Annotated in this window: 14 protein-coding genes, 1 tRNA gene and 2 pseudogenes; 7 read left to right on the forward strand and 10 right to left on the reverse strand. The window is 49.5% G+C overall.

What is annotated here, in order from left to right; translation table 11 throughout:
- Window positions 1-129 precede the first annotated feature (129 nt).
- From ACU8XX_RS21250 to ACU8XX_RS21280, 7 genes are all read right to left on the reverse strand, one after another.
- Window positions 130-465 (reverse strand): hypothetical protein, encoded by a 336-nt coding sequence (locus tag ACU8XX_RS21250; RefSeq protein WP_001405510.1) that lies wholly within the window; start codon window positions 463-465, stop codon window positions 130-132.
- A 213-nt stretch (window positions 466-678) separates the two neighbouring features.
- Complete coding sequence (locus ACU8XX_RS21255) at window positions 679-3,012, reverse strand: primase-helicase zinc-binding domain-containing protein (protein ID WP_240765287.1); 2,334 nt, start codon at window positions 3,010-3,012, stop codon at window positions 679-681.
- A gap of 14 nt (window positions 3,013-3,026) precedes the next feature.
- Window positions 3,027-3,347, reverse strand: coding sequence for a DUF5375 domain-containing protein (locus tag ACU8XX_RS21260; RefSeq protein ID WP_000856729.1), 321 nt, complete (start codon window positions 3,345-3,347; stop codon window positions 3,027-3,029).
- Window positions 3,348-3,482: 135 nt separating this feature from the next.
- A complete protein-coding gene (locus ACU8XX_RS21265) occupies window positions 3,483-3,938 on the reverse strand; it encodes a hypothetical protein (protein ID WP_000459294.1) in 456 nt (151 codons plus the stop codon).
- Window positions 3,931-4,218 carry a hypothetical protein gene (locus ACU8XX_RS21270; RefSeq protein ID WP_001244670.1) on the reverse strand — a complete coding sequence of 96 codons (288 nt, stop codon included), beginning with the start codon at window positions 4,216-4,218 and terminating at the stop codon, window positions 3,931-3,933. The genes ACU8XX_RS21265 and ACU8XX_RS21270 overlap by 8 nt, the downstream gene beginning before the upstream one ends.
- Window positions 4,211-4,810: a host cell division inhibitor Icd-like protein gene (locus ACU8XX_RS21275; protein WP_001544034.1), complete on the reverse strand. Its 600-nt coding sequence runs from the start codon at window positions 4,808-4,810 to the stop codon at window positions 4,211-4,213. Before ACU8XX_RS21275 ends, ACU8XX_RS21270 begins: the two co-directional genes overlap by 8 nt.
- Entirely contained in the window at window positions 4,807-5,073 is a 267-nt protein-coding gene (locus ACU8XX_RS21280) for a helix-turn-helix transcriptional regulator (RefSeq protein ID WP_001149160.1), read from the reverse strand. The genes ACU8XX_RS21275 and ACU8XX_RS21280 overlap by 4 nt, the downstream gene beginning before the upstream one ends.
- Before the next feature lie 553 nt (window positions 5,074-5,626).
- On the opposite strand from ACU8XX_RS21280, the gene ACU8XX_RS21285 reads away from it, so the two are divergent.
- From ACU8XX_RS21285 to ACU8XX_RS21305, 5 genes are all read left to right on the forward strand, one after another.
- Window positions 5,627-6,361, forward strand: a complete 735-nt coding sequence (locus ACU8XX_RS21285; protein WP_001547911.1) for a hypothetical protein — start codon at window positions 5,627-5,629, stop codon at window positions 6,359-6,361.
- Window positions 6,358-6,858 carry an ogr/Delta-like zinc finger family protein gene (locus ACU8XX_RS21290; protein WP_000638635.1) on the forward strand — a complete coding sequence of 167 codons (501 nt, stop codon included), beginning with the start codon at window positions 6,358-6,360 and terminating at the stop codon, window positions 6,856-6,858. Before ACU8XX_RS21285 ends, ACU8XX_RS21290 begins: the two co-directional genes overlap by 4 nt.
- Window positions 6,859-6,931: 73 nt before the next feature.
- A complete protein-coding gene (locus ACU8XX_RS21295; RefSeq protein WP_001660389.1) occupies window positions 6,932-7,504 on the forward strand; it encodes a phage polarity suppression protein in 573 nt (190 codons plus the stop codon).
- Between the two features lie 417 nt (window positions 7,505-7,921).
- Window positions 7,922-8,848 (forward strand): hypothetical protein, encoded by a 927-nt coding sequence (locus ACU8XX_RS21300; RefSeq protein WP_240765289.1) that lies wholly within the window; start codon window positions 7,922-7,924, stop codon window positions 8,846-8,848.
- Window positions 8,848-9,432 (forward strand): hypothetical protein, encoded by a 585-nt coding sequence (locus ACU8XX_RS21305; protein ID WP_240765291.1) that lies wholly within the window; start codon window positions 8,848-8,850, stop codon window positions 9,430-9,432. The genes ACU8XX_RS21300 and ACU8XX_RS21305 overlap by 1 nt, the downstream gene beginning before the upstream one ends.
- A 54-nt stretch (window positions 9,433-9,486) precedes the next feature.
- Here ACU8XX_RS21305 and ACU8XX_RS21310 read toward each other — a convergent pair.
- Window positions 9,487-9,861: pseudogene (locus ACU8XX_RS21310) on the reverse strand (tyrosine-type recombinase/integrase); the annotation flags it as partial.
- Window positions 9,862-10,055: 194 nt separating this feature from the next.
- On the opposite strand from ACU8XX_RS21310, the gene istA reads away from it, so the two are divergent.
- Window positions 10,056-11,597, forward strand: coding sequence for an IS21-like element ISEc12 family transposase (gene istA, locus ACU8XX_RS21315; protein ID WP_001298859.1), 1,542 nt, complete (start codon window positions 10,056-10,058; stop codon window positions 11,595-11,597).
- A gap of 14 nt (window positions 11,598-11,611) precedes the next feature.
- The gene (istB, locus tag ACU8XX_RS21320; protein WP_240765510.1) at window positions 11,612-12,358 is read left to right on the forward strand and encodes an IS21-like element ISEc12 family helper ATPase IstB; all 747 of its coding nucleotides are present in this window, start codon (window positions 11,612-11,614) and stop codon (window positions 12,356-12,358) included.
- A gap of 77 nt (window positions 12,359-12,435) precedes the next feature.
- Here the strand turns inward: istB and ACU8XX_RS21325 are convergent.
- Window positions 12,436-13,332, reverse strand: a pseudogene (locus tag ACU8XX_RS21325) (tyrosine-type recombinase/integrase); the annotation flags it as partial.
- A 163-nt stretch (window positions 13,333-13,495) separates the two neighbouring features.
- Window positions 13,496-13,580: transfer RNA gene (locus tag ACU8XX_RS21330), tRNA-Leu, on the reverse strand.
- Window positions 13,581-13,591 lie beyond the last annotated feature (11 nt).

Raw genomic sequence — 13,591 nt, forward strand, 5'->3', positions numbered from 1 at the left:
TAGGTTGAGCGAAAAATAGCGAAAAGCCTTGTGTGGCGCGGATTTCAGTCATAAAAAAAACGTCCGTTGACGTCTATTGATGTTCCGATGGTGCGAAGGTGCGAAGGTGCGAAGGTGCGAAGGCCGGACTCAAACATCAAAATAAGTTAATGATAAAAAACAAATAATAAAACACAACAATGAAATATGCCCCCTTTTGTGCCCCCACTGTTTTTCTGACCAATCTATTTTCAGCCCATCAATAAATCGGAAAGTTAAATCATTTTTAATCAGTAAGTTTGGATCCGTAGCTCGGATCCAAACCAGTGCATCTTTTATCCACATAAAAAATTTTTTTTCGAAAGAACTGTTCACACTGTTCACCTTTCTGTTTTCTCCTTTTATTTCAGAGTGATAGGTGGTGAATAATGGGTGAAGGGTGAACATTCGATTCTTCACCTCCGGCATTCTGCCGGTGTGACTCATACCGGTGATTAATCCCCCGTACTGAAATCACTCAGGAAGAAAAAAGTTTTTTTTGATTTGATTGTTCACACTGTTCACCTTTCGTTTTTCTCTTTTAATTTCAGTATGATAACGGGTGAATATACGGTGAAGGGTGAACAGTGGATTGTTCACCTGCGGGGGATATCGGGATAAAAAAAGACCGGCAGATGCCGGTCAGGTGGGTCATGAGGGTCAGGTTGTCGCAGGGTCGTCACATTTTGGCAGCCAGTCGCCGTAGCTTTCCTCTTTCAGCGTCAGGTTGGTCTGTATCCCCTGTTTGGTATGGCGCTTCTCGTAATTCAGTCCGTATTCCTTCAGCATCACCGGCAGCCCCAGCCCGAACATTTTCAGACTGAGTACATTCCGGTAGCCGTTTGCCTCCATGTAGGCCAGATAGGCGTGATAGAGGTATTTACGGTAATTACGCGGGATGATACTGGCGTTCCCCATATACATGCCGCTGGTCTGCGGCAGGGTTTCCAGATAGCCGATAAAATCAAACGTCGGGTCGGCATCCCGTTTGATGTTCAGCGCCTCGTCTGAGTTCTGCTGGGACTGAAGCAGTGACCGGGCGAGCATCGGGTCGCTGAACTTCTGCATCAGGTGACGCACGATGACCGCCAGCTCGCGGGTGATTTTGTCCTTAAGCTGCGGGTCGCGCTCCTGCGGGGCTATCTGTTCCGGGAAGTGAATAATCACCCGCCGGCGTGACACGCCGCCGCTGCGGTCGGTGAAGCGCATCGGGTTATTGTTCACGGCCAGAATCACCGCCGGGATGTGCGTGGAGTATGCATCCCGGTATTTCGGGTCAACGGACACCGCATCGCCGCCGGTGATGGCCTTGAGTCCGGCACCGTCGCCGCTCCATTTTTCCTGGTCCGGCAGGCGTATCAGTGAGAAGCCAGTTAACGCGGCACGTTCACGCGGGGATTCCAGCGTCTCAATGGTGGCCGACGTGGCGTTATCTTCCCCGGCCAGCAGGGTGGCTATTTCGGCCATGATACTTTTGCCGCTGCCGCCGGGACCGGTCACCTCCAGAAAGAGCTGCCAGTCGTAGCGGTTTGCCAGCACCATAAACAGTGCGGCCAGAATCACGTCGCGTTTTTCCGCACGGCCACCGGCGGCACGGTCAAGCCAGCGCCAGAACGCGGGGGCGTGGGTTTCCAGCGTTTCCCCTTCCACCGGCGGGGTGAAATCCACATCACACAGGGTGCGCATCCAGTGTGACGGACTGTGCGGGTGGAACGTGCCGTTCTGCGTGTCGAGCACGCCGTTACGAAAGCCAATCAGGCGGCGGGAGGGGGCTTCCTGCTGCGGAATAATCAGCTTCAGGGTGTCCACCACGGAGGCCACCTTCCCGGAGGAGAACGGCGCGCGCAGACGCTGAAACAGCCCGGCCACATCCCGGGCAAAGTCCTGTGGCGGCAGCACCTTCCAGACACCATTTTCATAGCGGGACAGAAGCTGGCCGTTGGCATCGACCGCGAGCGCCTCGCCGTAATGCTCATAGATACGCATGGCCTTTTCACTGGTACTCATGGCGGAAAACTCCGCTTCGCTCATGGTGTCGAACGGGCTTTCAGCCGGTGGCCGGATGGCATCGTAAATGGCCTTACGGGTGGCTTCCCTGCCGTACTGCGTGAAGGCATCATTCCAGTCACCGAAGACCGGCGGCAGGGCAACAACACCTTCACACGCATCTGCGGCTGCGGCGGCTTTTTTCTGGCCGTCACCGCTGAGGTCACGGTCTGCGGCAAGGACAATCTGACAGGCCGGATGCTTCTGCCGGGCAAGGCTGGCCAGAGAAAGGAGGTTCACGGAAGAAAGCGCCACCATCACCGTTTCACCGGTCAGGTGATGTACGGTAAGTGCGGTCGCGTATCCCTCCGCTATCCACAGACGTTTTCCGGCCTGATTCTGTCCTTCAAGGATGTGACAGGTGCCCCTGACCTGCCCGCCTTTCAGGGTGCGCTTACGGCCGTCAGCGCTGATTAACTGAAGGTTAACAAGTTCGCCGCTGTCGTCATACAGTGGCACCACAAGGTCACCGGCGCGCCAGCTCACGCCACCGGCTCTGTGTGTGCCGGTCAGCATCCGGCATTCCCGGCCGGGAAAGCCCTTGCGGGTCAGGTAGGCGTTACCGGTTCCGGTACGGGTTTTCGCCATCAGGGTTTGTGCCAGTGCGGCGGCGTTCTTCCGGGCAGCGTCTGTTTCAGCACCGGCGGCGGCCGTCACTGCCGGGTCAGCCGGGGGCAGGCTGCCGGTCACGGCAGCCACCTTTGTGGCCGCGTCGGACGGGGAGACACCAAACACCTTTTCAACCAGTTTCAGGCCGTCACCGGCACCACACTGATTGCAGTACCAGGTGCCGCGCCCCTCCCTGTCATCAAAACGGAAGCGGTCACTCCCGCCACAGACCGGACAGGGCTGATGACGGTTTTTCAGCACCTGAATCCCCAGCGCCGGGAGGATACGCGGCCAGTGGCCGAGCGCATGGCTGACGGTGGCGGTTACGTTCATTTTCATGGTGTTGTTCTCCTTCAGTGCAGTACCGGCGCTTTTATGTGACGGGCACAGAGTTCATCCATCACAACCAGCCCGAGAAAGGACAGCGACGGCGCGGCCTTCAGGGGGCCGGATTCCATTAAATCTTCCAGCAGGGCACAGGCTATCTGACGCCCTTTTTCCTCACCGTGCTGGCGCAGATAAAAGCCTTCCAGCTCAGCGGCGATGGCCGCCTCCAGTGATTCAAGGGTGAGATGCGGGTAGCGGTGCTGACGTTCGCACACGGTCAGCCAGGCACAGGCGACAGCGCGACGGTAAAGGGCAGCGCGTAAGACGGGCGGTAAGGGTGTTTTCATTTGCTTTCCTCCCTGTGACAGATGACTGCATTCCGTGCCGGTTGCATTAACTGATAAGGCATATCTGCGTCTCCTGAAGACGTGCGTATCCCTGCGCGAATACGCACATTTAATTTTTCGGGTGTCGTTTTTTAATTACAGATAATTGCGGTAACTGTTATCCGGGGTGATTTCCGGGTCAGGCTCCGTGCGGGGAATTTCCCGCCATTCCCGCGCCACCGGTGCTGCCCGGCTGACCGGAACAGGGTCCTGCGGGTAAATATCCAGATATTTCTCACGCCATTTCTGTAATTCCGGGTCTCCGGCCATTTCTTTCAGTACCGCATGCCGGTTTACGGGGCTGCGTTTAAACAGGTCAGGACGGTCACAGGTAAATTCCCGCAGAAAACGCCCCAGCGGGATGTCTGTGGTGCGCCCGTCAGCGAGGATACGCACAAGGATACTGAATTTACGGCGGTACGGGTTCCAGACAATGTCCGGGCAGCGGTACGGCATTTCCCACGGAATACCGTCTTCCAGAATGCCGACCACGGCCACATCGGGAAAACCGGCAGAACGGTAAATCTCACCGGGCTGGGGAAAATCAAACATGCGTCCTGTCTCCCCGGTCTTTCTGCTGGGCGAGAAAATCGCGGCACAGGCCTTTGGCTTTCAGCTCATTCAGCACAAAATCAATATCTTCATTCAGGTAGCTGAAAATATGCGGAATGTAGAGCTGATGCAGGCCGGAGAGTTCACGGTGAATCAAATCACCCCCAACAAACCGGGATACGGCGCTGGCGCGGTTGAGCTTATGGTAAGCCTCAATGCTGAGGTGTTCACGGGCGTCATGACGCGCTGAGACGGTCTGAGGGGCTTTTTTATTACGCACGGGACACCTCCACCACCGGCAGACGGGCAGCAAGGGAGAGCACATAGTCACGGACAAGGGAACGGCGGGCACTGCGTTCATCACCGGCGACGGTGCGAAGCATACAGATACGGGGATGACGGTCTGTGCGACGGACAGCCGCAAACACAAAGACAAATTCAGGGTGTGAGGGGGTAAGGGTTGTAGCCATGATGGCAGCCTCCTGTGAATAGCAAATAACGCTATCGCCGGAGTTTCCACGCTCGATGGCGATAGCCCAGACGGGGGTGGAAATACCGGCTTCACAGGATACCGGCCAGCCCGGAGGCTGCCCCGCCTGAGCTACCATTGACTCTGCGGCATAATGAGCGGACGCGGGCAGGATGCACGGAATGCCATCTGCACGACTGACCACACACCACACCATAATCTGGCGCTCTGTGGCGTTGATTGCGACACAAAAAAAGACGCATGGCGCGTCATATGTCGCCTGTGAATTGCTCGGGTTTCCACGCCCGGCTGCCGATTTTGCGGCAGCGGAAAAACTATATCCGCAAATGCCGGAAAAAGGCAAGCCAGAAAAAGGGACTTTTTGCAGAGCGGGCATCATCATGCGTCGTACCCCCGTTTGCGTCCGGCAATGCGCCCGGCCATCCATGCGGTGACTTCAGAGTGCAGCCAGGCCACATTTTTACCGCCAAGACTCACCTGCGGCGGAAATTCCCCCTTACGGATGAGTTCATAGATGGTCGAGCGTGACAGGCCGCACAGGTGCATCACTTCCGGAAGACGTAAAAAACGCTCCTGTGTGATGTCCGGCAGCGGCATCAGTGGCGTCACAGGGGCGGGAGACGGGGAAGAAAAAACAGCTTGCATCGGGCTACCTCGTTAATGTCCATACAGCACCGGATAAGTCCGTCCGGCTTCGGGTAGCGCTTTATTTTGTGAATATTTTCAGCAGACGCAACAGGGGGGATTTGTTCCGGCAGCCTTACAATGCTTGTGTATTTTTTGTTCATCTCCACTTAAAGTCATTTAAAGCCACTTAAAGCAATTCGTAATTTTTATAGTGAAATACAAATCGTTTTTTCTTATTCATTCCCGGCGAATTAATAAAAACAAACAGTAATAAACAGCACAAAAAGCCCATCAACGGGTGAACAGTGGTGAACAGACGGTGAACAGTCATTACTGCGATTGTTCACCCTTTAACTTACTGTATTACTTATCTTTTTTCTTATGGTGAACAGAGGTGAACAGTAAAATATAAAAAAAATAAACAGTAAGCCGTTTTTTCCAGCGACCTTTTCCTGGCTTGCCGGTCTGAGGATGAGTCTCCTGTGTCAGGGCTGGCACATCTGCAATGCGTCGTGTTGCTGTCCGGTGTACGTCACAATTTTCTTAACCTGAAGTGACGAGGAGCCGGAAAATGTCTGACCACACTATCCCTGAATATCTGCAACCCGCACTGGCACAACTGGAAAAGGCCAGAGCCGCCCATCTTGAGAACGCCCGCCTGATGGATGAGACCGTCACGGCCATTGAACGGGCAGAGCAGGAAAAAAATGCGCTGGCGCAGGCCGACGGAAACGACGCTGACGACTGGCGCACGGCCTTTCGTGCAGCCGGTGGTGTCCTGAGCGACGAGCTGAAACAGCGCCACATTGAGCGCGTGGCACGCCGGGAGCTGGTACAGGAATATGACAATCTGGCCGTGGTGCTGAATTTTGAACGCGAACGCCTGAAAGGGGCGTGTGACAGCACGGCCACCGCCTACCGGAAGGCACATCATCACCTTCTGAGTCTGTATGCAGAGCATGAGCTGGAACACGCCCTGAATGAAACCTGTGAGGCGCTTGTCCGGGCAATGCATCTGAGCATTCTGGTACAGGAAAATCCGCTCGCCAACACCACCGGCCATCAGGGCTACGTCGCACCGGAAAAGGCTGTCATGCAGCAGGTGAAATCATCGCTGGAACAGAAAATTAAACAGATGCAAATCAGCCTCACCGGCGAGCCGGTTCTCCGGCTGACCGGACTGTCAGCGGCAACACTTCCTCACATGGATTATGAGGTGGCAGGCACACCGGCACAGCGCAAGGTGTGGCAGGACAAAATAGACCAGCAGGGAGCAGTGCTTAAGGCCAGAGGACTGCTGTCATGATTTACTGCCCGTCGTGTGGACATGTTGCTCACACCCGCCGCGCACATTTCATGGACGATGGCACCAAGATAATGATTGCACAGTGCCGGAATATTTATTGCTCTGCGACATTTGAAGCGAGTGAAAGCTTTTTCTCTGACAGTAAAGATTCAGGAATGGAATACATTTCAGGCAAACAGAGATACCGCGATTCACTGACGTCAGCCTCCGGCAGTATGAAACGCCCGAAAAGAATGCTTGTTACCGGATATTGTTGTCGGAGATGTAAAGGCCTTGCGCTGTCAAGAACATCGCGGCGTCTGTCTCAGGAAGTCACCGAGCGTTTTTATGTGTGCACGGATCCGGGCTGTGGTCTGGTGTTTAAAACGCTTCAGACCATCAACCGTTTCATTGTCCGCCCGGTCACGCCGGACGAACTGGCAGAAAGCCTGCATGAAAAACAGGAACTGCCGCCAGTACGCTTAAAAACACAATCATATTCGCTGCGTCTGGAATGAGGGCTGCCGGTTAACACCGGCCGTCGCCGCACACCGTATTTTTATTCTTCAGCATGATGAGAAAGAGATAACGATGGAAAGCACAGCCTTACAGCAGGCCTTTGACACCTGTCAGAATAACAAAGCAGCATGGCTGCAACGCAAAAATGAGCTGGCAGCGGCCGAACAGGAATATCTGCGGCTTCTGTCAGGAGAAGGCAGAAACGTCAGTCGCCTGGACGAATTACGCAATATTATCGAAGTCAGAAAATGGCAGGTGAATCAGGCCGCCGGTCGTTATATTCGTTCGCATGAAGCCGTTCAGCACATCAGCATCCGCGACCGGCTGAATGATTTTATGCAGCAGCACGGCACAGCACTGGCGGCGGCACTGGCACCGGAGCTGATGGGCTACAGTGAGCTGACGGCCATTGCCCGAAACTGTGCCATACAGCGTGCCACAGATGCCCTGCGTGAAGCCCTTCTGTCCTGGCTTGCGAAGGGTGAAAAAATTAATTATTCCGCACAGGATAGCGACATTTTAACGACCATCGGATTCAGGCCTGACGTGGCTTCGGTGGATGACAGCCGTGAAAAATTCACCCCTGCGCAGAACATGATTTTTTCGCGTAAAAGTGCGCAACTGGCATCACGTCAGTCAGTGTAAAATTCCCCGAAAATCCGCCCGTTTTTACTGAAAAAAGCCATGCATCGATAAGGTGCATGGCTTTGCATGCGTTTTCCTGCCTCATTTTCTGCAAACCGCGCCATTCCCGGCGCGGTCTGAGCGTGTCAGTGCAACTGCATTAAAACCGCCCCGCAAAGCGGGCGGGCGAGGCGGGGAAAGCACTGCGCGCGCAATCGAAAATTATGTGTTTGATAATTAAAACATTCTATATGCAGAAACATCACTGCCTATGGATAGCTTCTACTGCCGAACACACACTAATCATCAAAATATCGCACTAAAGCACCCCAATATTATTAAAAGAAAAATACCAAGCAGAATTATCCCTTTCCATATTGAACGTTCGTTGATCTTATAGTGATAAGTTGCTAATCTCCATTAAAAAAGGAGATAACAATGCACGCTTTAGCACCGTATCTTTTCCGCTGCTACAATCCGAACGCAGCCAAAGAACAACGTTATTCAGCACTGAGTAACATCAGAGAACATGATTTACTTGATATACTCGATGAATTTATTAAGCAGTATAATGAAGAATATATCCTTTCTGAAGAAACCAAACAAGTTTTTCGTTTTAATGAGATTACACGCGATAACAACAATCGAGAAATATATGGATGGTTCGAGTCTGGATATTACGGAACAAAGACCGACATAATAAACATTGAAACTGGCGATGTAGACTTCGAAAAGACAAAAAACAATGCTGAAATAATTAGATATTACATACATTTTTATATTCCTAGAGATGTAAATGAAGGCATGGCGTTTTTACATACCTATAGAGGTGATGGTATAAAAACTCTTTTTATGAGATTGTTTTCAGATTATTTCAAGAGGGTTACCAACTTAGTGATTCAAATGAACCCTCTGGCGTATGATAAAGCGATTGAAAAATGGATGAATGCCATTACCAAAGAAATCAAGGTAACTAAATTCCATGGCATTACAGATGTAGCTGAACAAGCCAAAAAGCTAGGCCATAACGAGCAAGAATTAATTATCAAACCGCCTCGAAATGCAGGACTTGGAAGACTTCGAGACTATTTCTCCAGAGGCTCGGAGCAATATCAACTCGTTGAAGTCCTTAAAGAATATGGAGAAACAGTAAAAACAGTTGTTGAATTAGATAATGGCAGAAAAAGAACTTTTCATATTGGAACAACAGCAAGGGGAGCTGTATGTGAAATTTTATTTGATGAAGAACAAGTTGTTTTTTATGATGGCATGCCGGAAATAGCATCACTAAATAATTTTGTTGATGTTATTATCATGGAATATATACAGTTGTTATATCGTGGTGTTACTATAAGGAGAGCGTAATGAGTTCAAAGATAAATATATGCGAAGTTCTTATAGGCCACTTCAGAACTTTAAAAAATGCTGACACTAATAAGATCAGTTTATGGGATATATTTACATTCATAATACTACCATTTATTATTGCTGCCGCATTCTCACTCCTTGGAAGTGGTATAACAAAAGATTTAATATCATTATTAGTTAATTTCAGTGCAATACTAACAGCATTACTGCTTAGCGTTCTTGTTTTAGTATATGATCAAGAATCAAAAATAAGACAAAGAAAAGATATTGATACATTCTATGAATCAAAGAAAGCATTACTCACTGAACTTTATTATAACATTTGTTATTCAATTTTATGTGGAGTTTTGTTAGTCGTGTTGTGTTTTATAGTATCACTGTTTCCTGTCAATCAATCAGGATTCTTTTACGGCAAAACACATGAATATTATGTCAGCATAATAAACACAACTCTAAAATTAAATGTGTTATACTATTTTTTATGCCCACTCATAATATATGTTTGCGTACATTTAATTTTGAATATCATTATGATTGTTAAAAGAATGCACGCACTCTTAACTCTTGATGTGAATGATTAGCTTTTAAATTAACCTAGCCAGCGAGACTACAAAAATTCTGGCTAGGTTAAAATACTATTTAAGTTGTCTAGCAAAATCATATGGTGTAATACTTTCTTTCTTATTTCTATCTAAATAATCTGCCCACCACTGTATCATTAAACGCCTTTCGTCTAAATGCTCAGATGTATGAATATAAGCAGCACGTACATTATTACGTTCTGAGTGACTTAGCTGACGTTCAATCGCATCATCACTCCATAAGCCTGATTCCCCTAATGCTCCACGCGCCATCGTTCTAAACCCGTGCCCGCAAACTTCGGTTTTCGTGTCATAGCCCATCGCACGCAATGCGCTATTTACTGTATTTTCACTCATAACCTTAGTTGCGTCATGATCCCCCGGAAAAAGCAGTTCTTTATCACCACTAATCTGCTTTAACTGGTTTAGCTGCGTATTTTCATGAAAGGAGATCACTCAATAACTTCCATCGAGATCGGGTAATAACATTTGAACAGATCGCTGAATAACATCGATGGAGATCACTTTTGACTCATTTTGTTATTCAGTGATCTCCATCAATGTTATTGGAACTTCACAGGTGTGTTGATCTGTATCTTTTGCCATTCCGGTAAAGGATACCTATGCCAACAGTTCCAATTTCTATGAGAAAACTTAAAGAAATTCTTAGGCTTAAATACGGTGTTGGACTCAGCCATCGACAAATTGGTCGTAGTCTTGCAATCTCCCCTTCCGTTGTATCCAGATATGCTAATCGGGCGGCTCAACTTGGCATAAAGCAGTGGCCCTTACCTACAGGATGGGATGATACAAAACTAAAACATGCGTTCCTTCAGACCCAGGTTAAGATGAAGAAGCACTCTCTGCCTGACTGGGCTACAGTACACCGGGAACTGCGTAATAAATGCGTGACGCTGCAGCTACTCTGGGAAGAATACTGTGAGCGTAATCCAGGCGGTTTTTACAGCTATAACCATTACTGCCGGATGTACCGTGAATGGCTCAAAACCACTTCACCATCAATGCGTCAGGTACATAAAGCTGGCGAAAAACTTTTCGTTGATTACTGTGGACCTACCGTTGGCGTTACCGACCCTGAGACCGGAGAAATAAGAACTGCTCAGGTCATCGTAGCTGTTCTCGGGGCATCAAGTTACACATGGGCAGAGGCCACCTGGTCTCAGCAGCTTGAAGACTGGGTGATGAGTCATGTTCGCTGCTTCCAGTGGTTGGGTGGCGTTCCTGAACTTGTTGTTCCGGACAATCTGAAAAGCGCCACATCCAGGGCATGTAAGTATGATCCTGACGTTAACCCTACCTACCAGCAGATGCTTGAGCATTATAATGTCGCAGTTTTGCCTGCGCGGCCACGTAAACCGAAAGATAAAGCCAAAGCTGAAGTTGGCGTTCAGGTTGTTGAACGCTGGATCATGGCCCGAATCAGGCATGAGATCTTCTACAGCCTTGCATCGCTTAATCAGCGCATTCGGGAGTTGCTGGAAAGACTGAATAACAAAATAATGCAGAAGTTGGGTTATTCACGTGCAGAACTCTTCATCCAGCTTGATAAACCCGCACTGAAGCCTCTTCCTGAAGCCAGTTACAGTTACACCCTGGTGAAGAAAGTCAGAGTTCATGCCGATTACCACGTGGAAATCGACAAACATTACTACTCGGTTCCATGTTCGCTGTTAGGCCAGCAACTGGAAGCATGGATCTCCGGAGAACTGGTAAGACTCTTCAATCAGGGGCAGGAGGTTGCTGTGCACCCGCGCAAGCGTACTTATGGCTACAGTACCCGCAACGAGCACATGCCTGAAGCTCATCGACAGCATGCCACCTGGACGCCAGAGCGTCTTCTGGAATGGGCGGGGCACATAGGCAGTGAAACTCATAGTTATGTGCTTCATATACTGAACTCTCGTCCACATCCGGAACAAAGCTATCGCTTCTGCCTTGGACTCCTGAACCTTCATAAAAAATACAGTAAAGCCAGACTTAATGCAGCATGTGCAAGAGCTCTGAAAACAAAGGTATGGCGTCTGTCAGGTATTAAATCGATCCTGGAAAAAGGTCTGGATAAACAACCTGTTCAGGATCCAAAACCAGATCTGTTATCCACGATGGAACACGAAAACGTACGCGGCAGTGAGTATTACCACTGATACGGGATCCAATGATGAATCATCTTTACGAACAACTGACCGCACTTAAACTCACCGGCTTCCGTGATGCGCTTAAAAAGCAACTTGCTCAGCCGGGCACATACCAGGAGCTGGGCTTCGAAGAACGCCTGTCATTACTGACAGCAGAAGAACTAACCTGCCGTGAAAACAGGAAGGCAGAGCGTCTGATCAAACATGCACGGTTCAGACTTAATGCTGAGTTATCAAAGCTGGATTATCGTAACAATAGAGGGCTGGACAGGGCCTTCATCCGTTCACTCAGTCAGGGAAACTGGTTAACCCTGAAACAAAATATTTTACTGACCGGGGCCACCGGCAGCGGTAAAACGTTCCTGGCATGTGCACTTGGTCATAATGCCTGCCGACAGGGATACAAGGTCTACTATTATCGCCTTAAAGCGCTGATGGAACAGTGCTATCAGGGGCATGCTGATGGAAGATACAGCAAACTTTTGACCAGGCTGAATAATAGCGATCTGCTGCTTCTGGATGACTGGGGGCTGGAACCTCTCTCATCAGAACAGCGTAGCGACCTGCTGGAAATAGTGGATCTGATGTACCAACGAGGCTCAATCATCGTAGTGAGCCAGTTGCCGGTGGAAAACTGGTACAAAATGATCGGAGACTCCACACATGCGGATGCCATCCTAGATCGACTGGTTCATGGCAGTATCAAGATCGAACTTAAAGGAGAATCAATGCGGAAAATACAATCTCCGTTGACCGAAGGAGATCAGTGAAGGTAATTTAAAAACGGTTCTGTGAAAGTGACACGAACCGATCTCCATCGATGTTACTCACCGATCTCCTTCACGGTAATACGCATTAGCAAAATCATCGCTTGCCGACTAAGCGGAACGATATGCTCTTCTTTCATCTTCATGCCACGGTACGAATAACGCACTCCTTTAATTTCTTCTCGTTTTGCAGGTACTCGCCAGAGAGATTTATCGAAATCAAACTCATCCCAACGCGCGAAACGTAACTCACTGGAACGCACAAAAGTTAGTAAGGAAAGCTCAACCGCAATCCGCGTCATTACGCGACCACGATATGCAGCAAGACGTGCAAGAAACTCAGGAAACCGGCTAGAAGGTAAAGCAGGATAATGGCGCGCTTTGGTTGTCGATAGTGCACCAGCCATATCGCTGGCTGGATTTGAGTCGATGTAATCGTTCTGTACGGCATAACGCATAATGGCTGTGACGCGCTGTTGCAGGCGCTGAGCGACATCGTGTTTGCCACTGGCATCAACTTTTTTAATCGGGGCTAACAGGTGGCTGGTTTTAAGCTGCCGAATGTCGGACGAACCGATATGAGGGAAGATATAAAGCTCAAGATAGCGAAGAACGCGCGCTCGATGGTCTTCACTCCAGCGCTTGTTACTGGCATGCCATTCTCGGGCGATAGTTTCAAAAGTATATGCCCCCGAATTCTCGGCCTGAGCTTCTTTTTGTACGACTTTTGGATCTATGCCCTGTACTAAAAGCTTTTTAGCTTCATCGCGTTTTGCTCTTGCCTGAGCAAGCGTCACAGTAGGCCAAACACCAAAAGCGAGACGATCCTCTTTTTTGTCAGAGGGACGTCTGTATTTCATGCGCCAGTATTTGGAACCTTTGGCAGAAACCTCAAGATACAAACCACCACCATCGGCCATTTTGTAGGTTTTGTCTTTTGGCTTTGCGGTCTCGACCTGTCTGGCGTTGAGCTTCATTTGGGGGCACATTTCTAATCGAAGTTAAGATGCCCCCAATTATGCCCCCAATGATATCCGGATTTCAACGGACAACCTCGGAAGAGGTAGGACGTAAAAATCGCTGCAAGCATTGATTTTAAAGGGATATTTGGACTTTCTCGGATGGTCTTGGAAGTACTAATGGTGCCGAAGGCCGGACTCGAACCGGCACGTATTTCTACGGTTGATTTTGAATCAACTGCGTCTACCGATTTCGCCACTTCGGCACTGAAGAGGT

The sequence above is a fragment of the Escherichia sp. MAL-1 genome, assembly GCF_052948035.1.